The organism is Planotetraspora silvatica (assembly GCF_016863315.1).
GTDB classification, from domain to species: Bacteria; Actinomycetota; Actinomycetes; order Streptosporangiales; family Streptosporangiaceae; genus Planotetraspora; species Planotetraspora silvatica.
Genome location: NZ_BOOQ01000017.1, coordinates 40756 through 56037, shown reverse-complemented (window position 1 = coordinate 56037; position 15282 = coordinate 40756). Strand labels below are relative to the sequence as shown.

13 protein-coding genes are annotated in these 15282 nt (G+C 72.1%); 8 read left to right on the top strand and 5 right to left on the bottom strand.

The window, feature by feature from the left end; translation table 11 throughout:
* Positions 1-13: 13 nt before the first annotated feature.
* Complete coding sequence (locus tag Psi02_RS14410; protein WP_203974352.1) at positions 14-913, bottom strand: hypothetical protein; 900 nt, start codon at positions 911-913, stop codon at positions 14-16.
* A 143-nt stretch (positions 914-1056) separates the two neighbouring features.
* Entirely contained in the window at positions 1057-3723 is a 2667-nt protein-coding gene (locus Psi02_RS14405; protein WP_203974351.1) for a glycoside hydrolase family 3 protein, read from the bottom strand.
* A gap of 213 nt (positions 3724-3936) precedes the next feature.
* Between Psi02_RS14405 and Psi02_RS14400 the strand changes: the two genes are divergently transcribed.
* The 3 genes from Psi02_RS14400 (at position 3937) to Psi02_RS14390 (ending at position 7229) form a co-directional block, all read left to right on the top strand.
* Positions 3937-5961, top strand: coding sequence for a helix-turn-helix transcriptional regulator (locus tag Psi02_RS14400; protein WP_239094884.1), 2025 nt, complete (start codon positions 3937-3939; stop codon positions 5959-5961).
* A 174-nt stretch (positions 5962-6135) separates the two neighbouring features.
* The gene (locus tag Psi02_RS14395; RefSeq protein ID WP_203974350.1) at positions 6136-6735 is read left to right on the top strand and encodes an RNA polymerase sigma factor; all 600 of its coding nucleotides are present in this window, start codon (positions 6136-6138) and stop codon (positions 6733-6735) included.
* Positions 6736-6779: 44 nt separating this feature from the next.
* Positions 6780-7229: a hypothetical protein gene (locus tag Psi02_RS14390; RefSeq protein ID WP_203974349.1), complete on the top strand. Its 450-nt coding sequence runs from the start codon at positions 6780-6782 to the stop codon at positions 7227-7229.
* Positions 7230-7447: 218 nt separating this feature from the next.
* Here Psi02_RS14390 and Psi02_RS14385 read toward each other — a convergent pair whose 3' ends face one another.
* From Psi02_RS14385 to Psi02_RS14375, 3 genes are all read right to left on the bottom strand, one after another.
* Positions 7448-8218 (bottom strand): peptidoglycan-binding protein, encoded by a 771-nt coding sequence (locus Psi02_RS14385; RefSeq protein ID WP_203974348.1) that lies wholly within the window; start codon positions 8216-8218, stop codon positions 7448-7450.
* Positions 8202-8369 (bottom strand): hypothetical protein, encoded by a 168-nt coding sequence (locus tag Psi02_RS14380; protein ID WP_203974347.1) that lies wholly within the window; start codon positions 8367-8369, stop codon positions 8202-8204. Before Psi02_RS14380 ends, Psi02_RS14385 begins: the two co-directional genes overlap by 17 nt.
* 103 nt (positions 8370-8472) lie before the next feature.
* A complete protein-coding gene (locus Psi02_RS14375; protein WP_239094883.1) occupies positions 8473-10149 on the bottom strand; it encodes a class I adenylate-forming enzyme family protein in 1677 nt (558 codons plus the stop codon).
* A gap of 321 nt (positions 10150-10470) precedes the next feature.
* Between Psi02_RS14375 and Psi02_RS14370 the strand changes: the two genes are divergently transcribed.
* From Psi02_RS14370 to Psi02_RS14350, 5 genes are read left to right on the top strand one after another with little or no spacing between them, the layout of a single operon-like run.
* Positions 10471-11004 carry a nuclear transport factor 2 family protein gene (locus tag Psi02_RS14370; RefSeq protein ID WP_203974346.1) on the top strand — a complete coding sequence of 178 codons (534 nt, stop codon included), beginning with the start codon at positions 10471-10473 and terminating at the stop codon, positions 11002-11004.
* Positions 11001-11756: an SDR family oxidoreductase gene (locus Psi02_RS14365; RefSeq protein WP_203974345.1), complete on the top strand. Its 756-nt coding sequence runs from the start codon at positions 11001-11003 to the stop codon at positions 11754-11756. The genes Psi02_RS14370 and Psi02_RS14365 overlap by 4 nt, the downstream gene beginning before the upstream one ends.
* Positions 11753-12511, top strand: a complete 759-nt coding sequence (locus Psi02_RS14360) for a VOC family protein (protein WP_203974344.1) — start codon at positions 11753-11755, stop codon at positions 12509-12511. The genes Psi02_RS14365 and Psi02_RS14360 overlap by 4 nt, the downstream gene beginning before the upstream one ends.
* Positions 12508-13578: an NAD(P)H-dependent amine dehydrogenase family protein gene (locus Psi02_RS14355; protein WP_203974342.1), complete on the top strand. Its 1071-nt coding sequence runs from the start codon at positions 12508-12510 to the stop codon at positions 13576-13578. Before Psi02_RS14360 ends, Psi02_RS14355 begins: the two co-directional genes overlap by 4 nt.
* On the top strand, positions 13575-15176 hold the full coding sequence (locus Psi02_RS14350) for an AMP-binding protein (protein WP_203974340.1): 1602 nt from the start codon (positions 13575-13577) through the stop codon (positions 15174-15176). The genes Psi02_RS14355 and Psi02_RS14350 overlap by 4 nt, the downstream gene beginning before the upstream one ends.
* Positions 15177-15282 lie beyond the last annotated feature (106 nt).

Here is a 15282-nt window from a genome sequence, read left to right as displayed (position 1 = left end):
CCGGGATCGCGCGTCAAGAGAGCGCGGGGGCGAAAACGGGGGTCAGCGCCCCTCCCGCGTCGGGGTCCGTGCTCGCGTCCCGCGGCCAGACCATCGACGCCGTGTGCCGCTTCCCGTCCAGTTCCACCTCGACCTCGATCGTGTACGGCTCCCGCCCGACGGCGCCCAACACCTTCTCGTTGGGCACCTCGGCGTGGAACCTGACCTGCCCCTTCGGTCGGCAGTCGTCCCCGGCTCGAGGGAGGTCGTAGCTCGTCCGGCCGTTCCGGCCGGTGATGGTCAGCGTGGCGGCGGCCTCGCGTGGCGTCGTGCGCAGGTGGTCGATCCAGAACTCGAACGTGCCGTAGTTGTCCGGCTTGCCGTCGTGGTCGTGGAAGGCGCCCAGGCCCGCCTGGGGAGCAGGCGTCGAACCGGCGCGGGTGGTGGTGACCGCGAACGCGGCGGCGAGATCGCCGCCGCCCGGAGCCCGCCCGAACACGTCGATCCGGTATCTCCCCGCGGGCCCGGCGGGCTCCAGTCGCCACGTGCCGGTTCCGGCGCCGACGAGACGTGCGGGAAGCTGCACGTCACAGGGCTGCGGGAAGGCGACCGCAGGCTGCAGTTGCGTCGCCTGGAAGGTCCAGTCCTCGAGGGGGAAGGAGACGGTGATGTCGCCGGTCACCGTTCCCAGGTCCGGCAGGTTCTCCGGCCTCCCGTCGGCGCACGTGTTCCGGTAGCAGTACGTGAACGCGTCGAGGGACACCTGACGCCCATCGCCGCGCACGGTCACCTGGGGCGGTGCGGTCATCCCCGCCGGAGCCACCGGTTCCGCCGAAATGGGGACAGCAGAAGTCCCCGCACGCGGGTTCGCGCCCGTCCCGCAGGACGTGACCGCCACCAGGGACACGAACATGACCGTCCATCGCCAGCGCACATCGGCCTCCATAGGCTCCCGCCCTAATGACGGATCGCGCACCGGCTCGGTTCGAACCGGTGCGCGCGGGGGTGGGTCCCGAAGTCCCGCCCGGGTGGTGGGAGGCGTCCACTCCCACCACCCGGAGGTCTGTGCGCGCCGGACTATGTCGTGCCGGCGCAGGTTTCGGCGTCGGCGTCCTTCGCGGCGCCGGGCACCCAGCGGACGTTCGCGAACGACGCGGAGAACGCCCCGTCCGTGTAGATCAGGAACGGCGTGTTGACGACGCTCAGGTCGAGGCCCCCGGTGGCGAAGCACGAGATCGGGACCTTGACGGTGGCCTTGGCGCCCACGGGCAGTCGCTGGAACAACGGCGTCGCGTCGATCTCGGCGAAGCACGGGTAGACGCAGTGCGTGCTGATCACCGTCCGCGCCGCCGGCGGCTGGTGCACGACGGTGTCGAAGACCAGGGCGGCGTCGGCGTTGAGGTAGCCGCGCAGGTCGCTGCCGCCCGCCGGATCCTGCATGTAAATCTGCGCGGGCCCGCTGCCGTTCCAGGTCGCCTTCAGGCCGTCGCCCTGCACGTTGACGTCGGACGGCACGACGCTGATCTCGGAGTGCGCGGCCTCGCCGTCCACGCCGATCTCGGTGCCGCCCCAGTTCTCTGCCGAGCCGATGAAGCTCTTGTACGGTGCGACGTCGGCGCGGTTGAAGATCTCCAGGTCCTCGGTGGCGGTGCCGCCTCCGCCCGTCTGGCCGCAGGCGAACTCGGGTGAGGTCTCGTCCAGCGTCCCGACGGAGCCGGACTGCCCGTAGCGCAGGCCGTACCCCGCGGGGAAGAGCGGGTCGTAGTCGGCGTCGCCGGTGTTGAGCGGCGTCTGGCAGGCCGACTTCGGCCACGAGTACGACAGCTTGCCGGTGTAGCCCGCGCCGCTGTGCCTGCCGCGGACGAGCAGGTCGGCGACTCCCGCGCCCTCGGTTCCGGGAAGCCAGGCGGCCACGAACGCGTCGGAGCGGTTGAGCTCCTTGTTGACGTAGAGCGGGCGGCCGGAGAGGTAGACGGTGACGACCGGCGCGCCCTTGCCGCTGACCTTGTCGAGCACGGCGAGGTCACCCGGGTAGAGCTTGGCCGCCTCCAGGGTGCGCCGCGACAGGTCGCCGACACCTTCGGCGTACGGCGTCTCGCCGATGACCGCGATGACCGCGTCGTACGCCGAGGGGTCGACGCCGTCACCGGTCTCGCTGAAGGTGACGTCGTCGGTGCCCAGCGCCGCGCGCAGACCGCCGAGGATCGTCGTGCCGTTCGGGAAGTCGGCGTTGGTGTTGCCGGTCCCCTGCCAGGTGAGGGACCAGCCGCCGGTCTGGTTCTGCAGGTTGTCGGCGCTCTTGCCGACGACGAGCACCTTGGCCGAGGGCGACAGCGGCAGCACCTTGTGGTTGTTCTTGAGCAGCACCTGCGACTCGCGGACGGCCTCGCGGGCGAGGTCCTTCGCCTGGAGCGCGTCGGCGGATCCCGCCGCGTAGCGGGCGGACGGCCTGGGCTCGTCGAACACGCCGGCGCGCAGCTTCACCCGCAGGATGCGCGTGACGGCGTCGTCGATCCGCGACATCGGGATCTCGCCGCTTTCGACCTGCGCGACCGTGTTGGAGATGAACGCCTTCCAGTCGTTGGGCACCATGACGATGTCGATGCCCGCGTTGATCGCCCGCGCGCAACTGGCGTTGGTGCAGCCCGCGACCTGGCCGATGCCGTTCCAGTCGGAGACGACGACGCCGTCGAAGCCCATCTTCTGCTTGAGGATCCCCGTGAGCGCACGCTCGCTGCCGTGCAGCTTGCCCTCGTCGATGCCGAGGTCGGCGTTCGTCCAGCTGTTGAACGACGCCATCACGGTCTGGGCGCCCGCGGCCAGCGCGCCGTAGTAGCCCTGGCCGTGGATGTTGATCATCTGGGCCTCGGAGGAGGGATCGACCCCCTGGTCGACGCCCTTGTCCGTGCCGCCGTCGCCGATGTAGTGCTTGGCCGTGGCGATGACACCCTTCCGGCTGATGCCGTGCGAGTCGCCGCCCTGGAGTCCGCGGACGGCCTCGTAGCCGTAGGCGCGGGTGATCCGGGGATCCTCGGAGAAGCCTTCGTAGGTGCGGCCCCACCGGTCGTCGCGCACGACGGCGAGGGTGGGCGCGAAGGCCCAGTCCTGACCGGTCGCGTGCATCTGCTTCGCCGTCGCCGCTCCGATGTCGCGGACGAGGCAGGGGTCGTGGGCGGCGCCGAGGCCGATGTTGTGCGGGAAGAGGGTCGCGCCGTAGACGTTGCTGTTGCCGTGGACGGCGTCGATGCCCCAGATGACGGGGATCTTCGTCCGGGTGGCCGTCGAGGCGGTCCAGTAGGCGTCGGCGAGGTCCAGCCAGGCCTGCGGCGACGCGTGCTTGTCGCGGCCCGGCCACGAGCCTCCGCCGTTGAGCACCGAGCCGATGCCGTACTGCCCGACCTCCGCGGGCGTGATGGCGGCGATCTCCGGCTGCGTCATCTGGCCGACCTTCTCGGCGAGCGTCATGCCGCCGAGGATCTTCTTGATGCGCTTGTCGTCGGAGGGGTCGCGCTTGATCCGGCTTTCGACCTTCGGCCAGTCGGAGAGCGCCGGCAGGCGGTTCTCGATGCGGGCGCATCCGTGGGCGTCCAGGGCGGGCTTGCCGACGACGGGCTGCCCGCCGCCCTTCGCGGCGTCGGCTCCGGCGCTCGGAACTCCGGCGGCCCCGCCGCTCAGGAGCAGGACGGCCGCCAGCGTCGCGAGCGTGCTCCGGCTCGCGCGTAATGGGGCCAGGGATCTGATCATGAGGAGTCCCTTCTCACGGCGCGGGTTCGGTCAGGGTGCGCCTCCGGGCGGCGTTCGCCCGATCTTGGCCCGAGAGCGCTCTCCGGTCAAGGGGCCGTGAATGCGGAGTCAAGATTCGTTGAAAGATCCCTCACGTTCACGGACGTGATGCCGTGCGCCGTCCCCTGCCGGACCGGCATGTATCAAAGCGGCGGTGTCCTGCTCTTCATTCACATGGAGGATCCTCGGGACAAGTGGCCGTTCGGCGGGCGCGGGGCCGAGCTCGACCTGATACGCGAAGCCCTTCACGGCGACCGCCGCGGCATCGTCGTCAGCGGCCCCGCCGGCGCCGGCAGGAGCCGTCTCGCGGCCGAGTCCGTCGCCGGTCTCCCGTACGCGTGGGTCACCGGGACGCGCGGCACCGCGCCGCTTCGTTTCGCGGCGTTCGCGCACCTGCTGCCCGGTGCGGCGGCCGACTCGCTGAGCCGGGCCGTCGACGCGCTGCGGCCGGTGCGCGTGCTCGTCGTGGACGACGCCCACCTTCTCGACGACGCATCGGCGGCCCTCGTCCATCACCTGGTGGCGAACCGGCGCGCACGCGTCCTGCTCACCCTGCCGGCCGGCGCTCCCGCCCCCGACGCCGTCCTCGCGCTCGGACGGCAGCACATGCTCTCCCACCTCCGCCTCGGCCCGCTGCCCGCCGCGGAGGTGACCCAGGTCCTCGGCGCGGTGCTCGGCGACCACGTCGAGGCGCTGACCGCGCAGAGGCTCCGGCGGGTGAGCGACGGGAACCTGTGGCTGCTCCGCGAACTGGTCGTCGCGACGCGCGAGGCGGGCATGTTGCGGCGGGTGAACGGCGTGTGGCGGTGGCGGGGAGCCGTGCCCATGACGGGCCGGCTCAGGGACCTGGTCGGAGCCGCCATGGGAGAGGTCGACGGGGCCGAACGGGAGGCGCTCGAGCTCGTCGCGTTCGGCGAGCCGGTCGACGCCACCGCCGCCGGTACTCCCGTCGCCCCGCTGGAGAGGCTGGAGGCGAAGGGACTGGTCGTGACCGACGACGCCCTTCTCGTACGGCTGGCCCATCCCCTGTTCGGACCCGCCGTACGTGCCGGCGTCGGGCGGCTGCGCGCGCTCCGGCTGAGCCGTACGGCACGGCCGGAGGAGGACCTCGCGTCGGCGTTGTCGGCCCAGTGCGCGCAACTGACCGCGCTCGGCCACACCGGCGACGTGACGCAGGTCGTCCCCGGCGTCGGCGAGCGGCTCACGGAGGAGGACGAGGGCTGGGACGAACCCGGCATGGTCGACTTCTGCGCGCGCCGGGCCTGGATCGCCCGGCTCCGCGGCGAGCTCCGTGAAGCGGTGGCCTGGAGCACCGAAGGCCTGCGGCGTTCTCCCCTGCACGGGCCGTGCCTGGCGGAGCTGGCCTGCTCCGCCACCCAGTCCGGTGACCTGCTGACGGCGGAGGACGCGTTGAGCCGGTGGCCGCAGGACTCGTTACCCGAGTTCCTGGCCACGCCCGCCTCGTTCCTCATCGCCCGCGCGTGGGTCTTCGCCACACGGGGCGAGCAGGACGCCGCGGTGGGATCCGCCCTGGCGGCCGCCCGAGCGTGCAGGTCGGGCGCCTGCCTGCCGGATGGGCTCTTCGCTCTGCACGGCGCCGCCCGTTCCGGCGCCGAGGAGCCGGGACAGCCGCTCGCGCCGTACGGCGCCGGCCGGTCCACCGGCCCAGGATCAGGTGAGCTGTTCGCCCTGCACGACGTCGTACGGCTCGGCGCACCCGGCCTGGTCGCCGATCGGCTCAGGCGGCTCGCCGACACCCTGCAGGGAGACCTCGCTCCGCTGCTCGCCGACCACGCCGCCGCTCTCGTGGCGGCCGACGGGCCCGCCCTGGACAAGGTGGCCGGGAGACTGGCGGACCTCGGCCTGCTGTTGCATGCCGCCGAGGCCGCCGGCCACGCCGCGAAGGCCCACCGCGACGCCCGGTCCGCGGACGCCTCCATCGCCTACGCCTCGACGCTGGCCCAGGCCTGCCAGGGCGCCCGCACCCCGGCCCTGCTCGACCTCGCGACCCCCCGCCTGACCCCGAGGCAGCGGCAGATCGCCGGCCTGGCGGCGGCGGGGCTCACCAACCGCGAGATCGCCAAGCGGCTGGGGCTGTCCATCAGGACGGTCGCCAACCAGTTGTGCCGGGCGTACGAGAACCTCGGCAGCAGCGACAGGACCGCGCTGCGGCGGTTGATCAGCCTGGCCTCAGGCTGATCGACCGCGCACGTCACGCTCGGCGCCGGCCCGGCGCGGCTCCGTTCGAATCGGGATTCGTCCCCGCTTCCGTGCCGTGGCGGATCGGCGGGAAACCGCGCCCGGCGCCCGGGAGGTCGCGGCCGATCTCGAACAGGTCTCGCTCCTCACACGGCAGGTCCCCCTCGTCGTACGATGACGATCCCGGATGCACCCGACGTAAGGGCGTGCCGCGTGGACATCGACTCGACCGGCGCCCTCTTCCAGGCCGCGGCCAAGGGAGACGCGGCGGCATGGGAGGCACTCGTCGGCCGCCTGAGCCCACTCGTCTGGTCCGTCGTCCGCTCGCACCGGCTGATCGACGCCGACGCCCACGAGGTCTTCCAGACCACGTGGTTCCGGCTCGCCGACAACCTCACCCGGATCAAGGAACCGGACAAGGTCGGCTCGTGGCTGGCGAGCACCGCCCGCCACGAGTGCCTCAAGGTCATCCGCGGCTCCCGCAGGGTCGTGCCGACCAGTGACGTCGACGTCCTGTCGCCCGAGGCCGACGACCGCTCCCCCGAGCAGGCCGTACTCGACGCCGAGGAGGCCGCGGGCCAGGAGGCCGCGCTGCGCCGTGTCTGGCAGGCGTACGAACAGCTCTCCGACAGCTGCAGGCGGCTGCTGCGGGTCCTGATGGCCTCGCCTCCGCCGAGTTACGCCGAGATCGCGGCCGGTCTCGGCATCGCGATCGGAAGCATCGGCCCGACGCGGGGGCGCTGCCTCGGTCACCTGAGAAGGTTGCTCACGTGATGACGCGGCGAACCGGAGGGCCGGCGACGTGAACGGTGACGTGCGTGAACGGTGACGTGAACGACGACGCGGAGCTGGAGAATGCGCTGCGGCGGGCCGCGGAACTTCTCGACCCGGTGCCGGCGTCCCTCATGGAGGTCGCCGTCGAGGCCTTCCGGTTCCGTACGGTCGACGCCGAGCTCGCCGCGTTGACGTTCGACTCGATGGCCGGGACGGCGGCCGTCCGCGGCCCGGCGCAGGCGCGCGTGCTCGGCTTCGGCGGACAGGAGGCCGGCCTCGATCTGGAGATCACCGCGGCCGGGCCGTCCCACCGTGTCGTCGGCCAGGTGACGCCGCCGGCTCACGCGGTGGTGGAGGTCCGGGGTGACACCCCCGTGTCCGTCACCACGGACGCGCTCGGCCGCTTCATCGTGGACCGGGTTCCGCCCGGTCCGCTGAGCTTCCGCTGCCGCGTCGGCGACGTCGTCTTCACGACGGAATGGGTCACCGTCTGACCGGACGGCGACGCCGGCGGAGGACCCATCGCGCGCGAGCAGTACAGGTTCGGTCGTGCGGGCGCGGCCCTTTCGTTTCTCACGGAAGTCGTGCGAGATTCCATGAGAAACGAAATCGCGGACCCTCGCCCCCGCAGGCTTCGGCCGCTGAGATGCGTTCCACGACGACCAGCCGGCTGCCCGGGCTTGGCCCTCGCGGCCGGAGATCCGAGCGGAGGTCAGGCCTTGAGGCGGGCCTCCCACAGGGCCACCCAGGTCCGCTTGTCCACTACCCCCGTCGCGTCCATGCCCTGACTCTCCTGGAAACCTCTGACGGCCGCCCTGGTGTCCGGGCCGAAGTCGGCGTCCACCCCGGCGGCCCCGAGCCTGAACCGGCGGCGCCGGAGTTTCTCCTGGACGCGCCGCACGTTCGCGCCCTTGTGCCCCTGCTGGACCGTGCCGGGGAACCCGGGAGCGTCTCCCAGCTCGGCCAGGACGGCCGCGAGCGAGAGATTCGGGACGGACGGCCTGCCGTCGTACGCCGGGCGGCCGAAGCCCACCACGCAGGCGTTCGTCCGCCGGTTCCGCACGCAGGCGTCACCGATGTTGCCGTCGATCGTCTGGATGTCGCGCGCCGAGTGGACCTTCTCGACCGTGGCGACGTGATCGATGGCGTCGATCTTCTTGCCGCCCGCCCAGTCGAAGAAGACGATGTCGCCGGCGCGGATGCCGGCCGTCCCCGCGTGCCACCGGCCGTTGTCCTTGAACCACTGGGCGTGGCCCACGGTCCAGGCGAAGTCGCCGACGACGGCGAGCATGTCCTTGCCGCCCGCGGCCAGCGCGCACTGCGCGACGTACATGTCGCACCATGCGCCCTTGTCCCAGGCGTCCGTGGGCCGCAGGTCCTTCCGCTCACGGTAGGAGGCCCCGAACACGGTCCTCCTGCTGGAGGGCTCCGCGTACCCGAGGTACCTGGTCATCTCCTTGAGCAGCTCACTGGGTCTCGGCATCGCGCGCCACCTCGCGATCGATCTCGTCGTAGTCGGGCTCGTCGAAGTCCTGGGGCGGATCGTCAGGGGACGGCTCCGGCACAGGTCGCGGCTCAACCGGTAGGTGTTCTTCCATGTCCTCATATGACCGGCAGGTGGGCGTGCCGGTCATGAGTACCCCCCTACTCGTTCGGGGCCGCCGCCGTCGAAGCGACCCCGAAGGGTGTGACCGTCAGTGCGCGAAGTCGGCGCCCAGGCCCATGCCGTCTCGGGTGTCAGGCGAGCTCACTGCGGAGTTCGCGCTTGAGGATCTTGCCGACCGGGTTGCGCGGCAGGTCGGCGCGCGTCTCCAGCCGCTCCGGCAGTTTGTAGGAGGCGATCCTGGCCGCACGGAGGTGGCCGAGAAGGTCGTCGAGGGTGACCTCGGCGCCCTCCTTGGGCACGACGACCGCGCAGACCCGCTCGCCCAGGACCTCGTCCGGATAACCGACGACGGCGACGTCGGCGACCCCGGGATGGGCGGAGAGCAGTCCCTCGATCTCCGCGGGGGCGATGTTCATGCCGCCGCGGATGATGAGGTCCTTGGCGCGGTCGACGTACCGGAGGAACTCGCCGCGTTCGCCGTCGATGACGAAGACGTCACCGGTCCGCAGGTAGCCCTGCTCGTCGAACGGATCGGGCAGGCGCTCGCCTTTGAGGTACCCCGCGAAGACCGTCGGGCCCTTGAGGCGCAACTCTCCCGGGCGGCCCGGCTCGGTGACCTCCTCGCCGGTGTCGGGGTCGACGAGCCTGACCGACACCTGGCGGGAGATCCGCGAAGTCCACGTGACGCCCGGCACGCCGTACCGGGGGAAGTAGCGCGCCCGCTGCTCGGGATCGGGCACGTCGTGGGGGTCGGTCAGCAGCGCGATCCCCTCGTTCGAGCCGAAGAAGTTCACGATGCCGATGCCGTGGACGTCCTGCCAGCCCTTCACCATCGGGGGCGGGAGCGGCGCGGAGCCGGACCCGATCAGGCGGAGCGACGAGATGTCGGCGCGGGCGAGGAGGTCCGCGCGCGCCAGCAGCAGGGACAGGAGCGCGGGCGGCGCCACCGTGTACGTCGCGCGCTCCTCGGTGATCTGCGCCAGGAACGTGGACAGGTCGAACGGATGATGCTGCACGAGCACGCCCCCGACCCGCAACCACGGCAGGAACATCCCGTTGATGCCCGCCATGTTCACCATGGGGAACGGGTTGAGCAGCACGTCGTCGCCGGTCAGCCGGGGCGCGTCCACGGTCGCCCAGCTCATCGCCAGCCAGTCGTAATGGGTGCGCGGCACCCCCTTGGGCGTGCTCTCCGTCCCCGACGTCCAGCAGATCGTGACGCAGTCGTTCGGGTCGGCCGGGTGGGCGGCCGCGTGGGCCTCCACGAGCCGGAGCGCCTCCTCCGGGTCGGTCCCGGCGAGCTCCGCATCCAGATCCTCCCCGTACGCGAGGACCGTCCGCAGGCCGGGCAGAGCCGTACGGACCTCGTCGGCCGGTCGGCGGTCACCGGACCGCGCGACGGTGACGAACGCCGCGAACCCGGCGAGGGCTCCCAGTTCCGTCACCTCGTGCTCGCGGTACTGCACCGGCAGCGGCGAGACCACGATCCCCAGCCGCCAGCACGCGAGATAGACGGTGACCAACTCGACGGTGTTGGGCAGTTGCACGCCCAGCACGTCGCCCGCGCGGAGCCCGTGCCGCAGGAACACGGCGGCGAGCCGGTTCACCTCCGCCTCGAGCTCACGCCAGGTGAGCCGCCGCGGCGGGACCCCGAGCAGGTCGTCCTTGTTGCGGGGGTCCACGAGGGCGAGCCGGTCGGGGGCGGCGGCGACGCGGACGCGGAACAGGCCGTCCATCGTCTCGTCGCTCCACCAGCCGAGGCGGGTGTATTCCTCGACCCGCTCCCGCGAGTGCAGTCCCCGGGTCACCGGTGGTCCCCGCGGACGTCGACGCCGCCGCGAGCCGCGGTGTCCTGGGCCCTGTGAGTTCTGTGCATCCGACGTCGCTCCCCTGCGAGTTCCGTACGGCTGCCGGCAGTGTGTTGCCGGTCACAGCGTTACTACAACAGACAGAGTGATGGCGTCAACGGGTCGCGCCCCGGTCGAAACTCGTCCGCAATCAACCCTGGCCGCTTAACTCTCTTAGTTGTAGCGTGATGCCTGGCCTGTCCGATCGGCCGCTCCCCCCGGACGGCGAGACGGCCGGACGGTGCGGCCGAGACGGTGGTTGAGACGGTGAGGAGGCCAGGCGTGACGGACCGGTTGCGGGAACTGCTCGACAAACAGGACATCTACGAGGTGCTGGCGCGCTATCTGCGCGCGGTGGACCGGGGCGACGTCGCGGGCGTCTCGGCCTGCTACCTCCCCGGGGCGACCGAGGACCACGGGGGCGTGTTCAGCGGCAGCGCGGAGGACTACGTCGCGAGCGTCGCCCCCGTGGTGGCCCATCCGCGCGGCCGGACCATGCACTGCATGACCAACGTGCTGGTCGAACTGGGAGACGACCCGGACACCGCCCAGGCCGAGTCCTACGTGACGACGTTCACCCGGGTGCGCACGCCCGACGGTCACGGCCACTCGTTCGTCGGCGCCCGGATCATCGACAGGTTCGAGCGCCGCGACGGCCGCTGGGGCATCGCGCACCGCACACTCGTATGGGAGTGGAATCACGACGCGGCCGCCAGTGAGACCTGGATCTTCGGCATGCTCGTCCCCGACCCGTCCGTGCTCGTCCGCGGCGGCAAGCACCCGAACGACCCGGTCTACGGCGGAGCGGCCCGATGATCGAGCTGACGGGCCGGGCCGCCCTCGTCACCGGCGGGAACAGGGGCATCGGCAGGGCGTTCGTCGAGGAGTTGCTGGCCCGCGGCGCGGCCCGGGTCTACGCGGGCGCCCGCGATCCCGGCGACGTGGACACCGCGCTCGTCGAGGCCGGAGCCGTGCCGGTACGGCTCGACGTCACCGACCTCGGCCAGGTCGCCGCGGCGGCCGCCGTGTGCGCCGACGTGTCCGTCCTGATCAACAACGCGGGCCATTTCGCCAACCGGCGCCTGGTGCTGACGGACGAGCCGGACGCCGCCAGGGCCGAGATGGAGGTCAACTTCTTCGGCACGCTCAACATGATCCGCGCCTTCGCGCCCGTGCTCGCGGCCAACGGCGGCGGGGCCATCGCCAACGTGCTGTCGGTGGCCGGGATGGTGCCGACCCCGTTCATGGGCGGCTACTCGACGTCCAAGGCCGCAGCGCTCTGGCTCGGCACCATCGCCCGAGCCGAGCTGGAACCGCAGGGCACGCAGGTCACCTCGCTGATCGTCGGCTCGGTCGACACCCGGATGGCCGCGCACGTCGACGGGCGCAAGGAGGATCCGCGCGACGTCGCGCGGGCCGGACTGCGTGCGGTGGAACGCGGGGAGAGCGTCGCCGACACCGACTGGATGGCGGTCGACGCCCGTGCGCGGATGGCTCGCGACCCCGGCCGCTACGAGCGGCAACTGGCGAAGCTGCTGCACGCGTCCACGCTGCGAACTGGCCGATGAACGCGCCCGAACTCGTCCAGGCGACCGTCGCGGTCCACGACCTCGCCGCCGCCGGCATCCGGGAACGGCTCGGGCTGGCTCCGGGGTTCCCCGATCCCGAGCTGGCCGCCTGGGCGATCGTGAACGAGGTGCTGACGCTCGGCGACACCTATCTGGAGGTGGTCGCCCCCTCCGGCCCTCAATCCCGCCTGCACCGCTTCCTCGAGGACGGCGAAGGCGGCTACCTGGTCGCGTTGCGCGTCCCGGAGACGGCCGCGCTGGCCGAACGGTGCGCCGCGCTGGGTGTGCGGATCGTGCACCGGCAGGACCTCGACGGAGCGACGATCACCCAGCTCCACCCCGGCGACCTCGGCGTCCTCGTCGAGGCCGACGAGATGCCGCCCGGACGCGCCTGGCACTACGACACGTGGGACACGCCGGGCCGTTCTCCGGGCGCGCGGGCGGGCGACCTGGTCGCCGTCGACGTGGCCGTCGCCGATCCCGCCGCGACGGCGGTGTCGTGGTCGCGGCTGTTCGGCCTGCCCGTCGAAGGCGCCGCCGCGGAGAACAGCGCCGTTGAAGGCGGCACAGGGGAAGGCGGCGCGGTGGAGGGCGCCGCCGTGCGCGCCGGGCGTGGGCTGATCAGGTTCGTCCCCCTGACCGGCAGACGCGGCCTGGTCGCGCTGGACCTCCGGGCGTCAGAGGCCGGCGTGATCGAAACCGCCGGGCTGACCATCCGTCTCGTCCCTCATGAGGTGCCCGGAGGAGCCGCATGACCGTGCGCGTCATCCAGTGGGCCGCCGGCGCCATCGGCAAGACCTGCCTGCGGGCCGTGCTCGACTCACCCGGCCTCGAGCTCGCCGGGCTGTACGTCTACGGCGATCGCAAGGCGGGCCGCGACGCCGGCGACATCGCGCGCCGTCCCCTCACCGGGATCCTCGCCACCCGCGACAGGGACGAGATCCTGGCCACCCCGGCCGACGTGGTCGTGCACACGCCGCGGCTGCAGGTGCCGTACGAGACGCACGACGCCGACATCCTCGCGCTACTGCGTTCCGGCAAGAACGTCATCACCACGGCGGGCAACCACTTCCCGCGCGCGCACGGCCGTGAACGCGAGGAGATGTTCCTGGCCGCCTGCGCCGAGAGCGGCACCACGCTGTACGGCGTCGGCATCAGCCCCGGCGTCATCGGCGAGCGCCTGGCCCTCGCCCTGTCGGGCGTCTGTCTCGAGCTGGACCGCATCGTCGTCGACGAGGTGCTGGACGCCACCCGGATGCCCGATCCGAACTTCGTGTTCGACGTGATGGGCATGGGCTCCGACCCCGCCGCGATCGACCTCACGGCGGGCGAACTGCCCCGGCTGTACGGCTGTCTCTACACCGAGACGCTGGCGTTCATGGCCGAGCGGATGGGCCTCGCAGTCGACGCCTACGAGCCCGATCACCACATCGAGCCCGCCACCCGCGACCTGGAGGTGGCGGCGGGGACCATCAGGAAGGGCACCGTCGCCGCCACCGAGTGGCGCTGGCACGCGCTGTCCGCCGGCCGCCGCGTTCTCACCCTGTCCATCGTCTGGACCATGGACCCGGCCATGCCGCGCTACGCCGGGCGCGACCACTGGACGGTGACCGTGACCGGCAGGCCGGGACTCACCATGACGCTGAACCTGGTCGAACCGAACGATCCGCACAGCAGGACCACCGCCGCGCAGTTCGTCACCGCGGGGCCGGTCATCCGCGCGATCGGCGACGTCGTGGCGGCCCCGCCGGGCATCTTCGAGCCGCCGGTCTTCGCGCCGTACACCTTCAGCACCGAGGGCACCACCCAGGGGGCATCGTGAACACCTCGCTCAGGACCGATCCGGACGCCGGTTACGCCCTGCACGCCGACGGCACCCGCGTCGACCGGCTGGCCGACATCGTGCGCCGCCGCGCGGCGGCCACCCCGGATCTGCCCGCCGTCATCGAAGCCGGCGGGGTCGTCACCCACGCTGAGCTCGATGAGCGTTCCAGCCGGGTCGCGCAGGCGTTGCTGGCCGACGGCGTCCGCCCGGGCGACCGGATCGCCTACATCGGCGTCAACGCCGCCTCGTTCCTCGAGGTCCTGTACGGCGCGGCCAAGATCGGCGCGATCGCCACCGCGGTGAACAACCGGCTCGCCCCGCCGGAGGTCGCGCGGATCCTCGCCGACGCCGAGCCCGCCGTCCTCGTGCTCGGCGCGGGCGACGAGCGCCTCCAGTCCGCGGCGACGCCGTCCGTCGTCAGGGTCGTGACGGCCGAACCGGTCGCGGGCGCGACGCCGTACGAGGCCTGGCTGGGCGGTCACCCGCCGGTCGACCCGGGTGAGCGACCCGATCCGGACGCGACCGCGGTGATCTTCTATACCTCCGGGACCACGGGGACGCCCAAGGGCATCATGCTGAGCGGCCGCAACCTCGGCCGGGCCCTGGCGACCATGCACCACGAGATCGACCTCGACGAGACGTCGGTGGCGATGGCGCCGATCCCCTACTTCCACATCTCGGGCTTCGGCCTGGCCCTGATCGCCGCCGTGAACGGGGCGGCCATCCTGCTCGAGAACGCCACCGCGCCCGGGGAACTGCGCGACCTCCTGATCGCGCGCCGGGTGTCCCACGCGGTCATGGTGCCGACGCTCATCCAGCGACTGGTGTCGCTCGACGGCGTCACCGACCACGACTGGTCCGCGCTCAAATACGTGGTGTCCGGCGCCTCCCCGATCCCCCTGCCGGTGATCGTCCGGGCGACCGAGACCCTCGGCTGCCGGTTCATCCAGAGCTACGGTCTCACCGAGTCGACGGGCGGCGTGACCATGCTCACCGCGGACGACCACCTGCCCGGCCCCGGCCAGGAACGGCGGCTGCTGTCGGCGGGCAGGGCCATGCACGGCGTGCCGATCCGGGTGGTGGACCCCGCGGCCCTGCCGGGCGAGATCCGCGACCTGCCGCCCGGCGAGCGCGGCGAGGTGCTCATCGGCGGCGGCCACGTGATGGTCGGTTACTGGCGCAACCCGGCCGCGACCGAGGCCGCCGTTCTGCCCGGGGGCTGGCTGCGCACCGGCGACGGCGGCTCGTTCGACGAGGACGGCTACCTCTACCTGCACGACCGCCTCAAGGACATGATCGTCAGTGGCGGGGAGAACGTGTATCCCGCCGAGGTCGAGAGCGTGCTCACCGCGCATCCGGCGGTGGCCGAGGTCGCCGTGATCGGGGTGCCGTCGGAGCAGTGGGGCGAGGTGCCCCACGCCGTGGTCGTGCTCCGGCCGGGGGCCGCGCAGGTGGGCGCCCAGGACGTCATCGCCTTCGCGCGGGAGCGCCTCGCCCACTTCAAGTGCCCGCGGGGTGTGACCTTCGCCGAGGCACTCCCCCGCAACGCCAGCGGCAAGCTGCTGAAGAACCGCCTGCGCGAGACCTACTCCTGACCGCGGAGCACGCGGGAGGCGGGCGCGGTCTCCTTGATCACCGCATGTGATCTCTCTTGATACACAGGGTGCACCTTCTGTCTCATATGTCACATCCCGGCCGCAA

Excerpts from the sequence above, each read along its gene's own strand:
- Psi02_RS14405 (WP_203974351.1), bottom strand. The coding sequence starts at position 3,723 with ATGATCAGATCCCTGGCCCCATTACGCGCGAGCCGGAGCACGCTCGCG.
- Psi02_RS14400 (WP_239094884.1), top strand. The coding sequence starts at position 3,937 with ATGGAGGATCCTCGGGACAAGTGGCCGTTCGGCGGGCGCGGGGCCGAG.
- Psi02_RS14395 (WP_203974350.1), top strand. The coding sequence starts at position 6,136 with ATGACGATCCCGGATGCACCCGACGTAAGGGCGTGCCGCGTGGACATC.
- Psi02_RS14385 (WP_203974348.1), bottom strand. The coding sequence starts at position 8,218 with ATGCCGAGACCCAGTGAGCTGCTCAAGGAGATGACCAGGTACCTCGGG.
- Psi02_RS14380 (WP_203974347.1), bottom strand. The coding sequence starts at position 8,369 with ATGACCGGCACGCCCACCTGCCGGTCATATGAGGACATGGAAGAACAC.
- Psi02_RS14365 (WP_203974345.1), top strand. The coding sequence starts at position 11,001 with ATGATCGAGCTGACGGGCCGGGCCGCCCTCGTCACCGGCGGGAACAGG.
- Psi02_RS14360 (WP_203974344.1), top strand. The coding sequence starts at position 11,753 with ATGAACGCGCCCGAACTCGTCCAGGCGACCGTCGCGGTCCACGACCTC.
- Psi02_RS14355 (WP_203974342.1), top strand. The coding sequence starts at position 12,508 with ATGACCGTGCGCGTCATCCAGTGGGCCGCCGGCGCCATCGGCAAGACC.